The sequence below is a fragment of the Streptomyces sp. XM83C genome (assembly GCF_023072675.1).
In the GTDB taxonomy this organism is placed as follows: Bacteria; Actinomycetota; Actinomycetes; order Streptomycetales; family Streptomycetaceae; genus Streptomyces; species Streptomyces thermocoprophilus.
The window spans coordinates 1-1,422 of sequence record NZ_JALLGL010000570.1 but is presented as its reverse complement, the minus strand read 5'-3'; the positions used below and the strand labels follow the sequence as shown (position 1 = coordinate 1,422).

Here is a 1,422-nt window from a genome sequence, read left to right as displayed (position 1 = left end):
CCGCCACCCGCCGGTGCGGATCGGCCCCTGCCCACACGTCGCCACCGTCGCGCCGCCCGTGCGCGCAGCTCACCGGGAGAGACATGACAGCGTCCGCCGTATCCGCCGTATCCGCCGTATCCGCCACCACCGCCTCCGCCACCCCCGCTCCGCCGACCGTGCGCATCAGCGCGGCCCGCCCCGCGCCCGTCTTCCGCGGCCGTATCGGCCGGGACGCCCGCAGCGGGCACTACGCCACGCCCCGCCGCTACCGGCTGTACCTGTCCACCGCCTGTCCCGAAGGGCTGCGTCTCGCCGTCGCGCACAGCCTCCTCGGCCTCGACCGCGACTGTCCCGCCACCTTCCTGCCCGCCGTGCCCGACGGCCCCGACGGCGGCCACAGCGCCCTGCGCCCGCTGTACGAGGCGAGCGCCCACCACTACGCGGGGCCCGCCCTCGCACCCGTCCTCGCCGACGACTGGCTGGGCCGTATCGTCAGCACCCACGCCCCGGACATCCTGCGCGACCTCGACCGCCGGCTCGGACACGGCAGGCCGGCCCTCTGCCCGGAGGACGAGCAGACCGACATCGAGGCCGTCGAGCGCCTGTGCGAGCAGGGCATCGGCGGCGCCGCGCAGCGCGCCGGGACCGCCGAAGCCGACCCGGCCGAACGTGCCGCCGCCCTCACCGAACTCCTCGACGCACTCGGCGAGTTGGAGCGTCGTCTCGCCGGAGGCGGGCTCACGTCCGGAGGCCGGCTCACCGCCGCCGACATCGCCGTCTGGGTGAGCCTCGTCCAGCTCGACACCGTCCACACCCACCACCTCGACGCCGACGCCGTCCGCCGCATCGCCGCCCACCCCCGCCTGTGGGCCCACGCCCGCCGGCTCACCGCGCACCCCGCCTTCGCCCGCCACCTCGACCTCGACGGCATCGCCCGCCGCCACCGCGCCCACTGCCGGGGACAGGAGGCCGCCGGCGCGGGCGTCCGCATCCTCGACTGGTCCGCCTGCGCGTCCCGGCAGGCGGACCGCCGTTGACACCCGTTCGAATGATCGTCTTCAATGACCGCCCCGGCCCTGAACGGTCAAGAGCGCCAGTGACAGGCTCCGAAGGACAGGCCCTTGCCCCGACCGGCCGACCGGCAGCCCTCGCAGCGCGATGGGGTGCCCCGGACGACGACCGGACCGGATGCATTCCGGTGAGCCCGAGGCCCGCCACGGGCCGGAACTGGTGACGGTGACGACATGCACGCAGCCGCTGACCTCCTGGTCGCCGACCGTGCCGTCGACCTGCTCCGCGTGAACAGCGCCCTGTGTACCGCTCCGGGCCGTGCCCGCCGCCGGGGCTGAACAGCACCCGCTCACGCCCCGCTCCGCACGGCCCCGCTCCTGTCTCTTATACACACATGACGCTGCCGCCGACGATAGAAATGGAGAGACA

The 1,422-nt window shown here is 75.0% G+C and carries 1 protein-coding gene and 1 riboswitch; the gene reads left to right on the top strand.

Annotation, left to right across the window (positions count from 1 at the left end; all coding sequences use genetic code 11):
- The first annotated feature begins 83 nt into the window (after window positions 1-83).
- Entirely contained in the window at window positions 84-1,019 is a 936-nt protein-coding gene (locus tag MTQ10_RS30405; RefSeq protein WP_247473921.1) for a glutathione S-transferase C-terminal domain-containing protein, read from the top strand.
- A gap of 45 nt (window positions 1,020-1,064) precedes the next feature.
- A riboswitch (SAM riboswitch) is annotated at window positions 1,065-1,193 on the top strand.
- Window positions 1,194-1,422 lie beyond the last annotated feature (229 nt).